The sequence below is a fragment of the Telluria sp. AZSoR62 genome (genome assembly GCF_058111565.1).
The window spans coordinates 1-231 of sequence record NZ_JBYTST010000662.1; the positions used below are offsets into that span (position 1 = coordinate 1).

General features: G+C 58.0%; 1 pseudogene. It reads right to left on the minus strand.

Annotated elements, in window-relative coordinates:
* Nucleotides 1-137 (minus strand): annotated as a pseudogene (locus AC3XQU_RS25085) (GTPase); the annotation flags it as partial.
* Between the last annotated feature and the right edge of the window lie 94 nt (nucleotides 138-231).

Here is a 231-nt window from a genome sequence, read left to right on the forward strand (position 1 = left end):
TGAGGGTCGATGGCGAAGCCCAACGTCGAGGACTGCGGCTGATCATCGAATACGCGGTATTTGAACGAACGCACGTTGCGAGGCATATGGCCCGCGACAAGCGAAGGCATCATGGATTTGATGAGGGAACGGTCCATGGGAATCTCCTTGAGGAAGAACAAGGGATTCCCCGCCCGCAAGGCAGAGGTCCCTTGTGGGTGGCGTGAACGGACGGGGTACGTCCATAGGAAG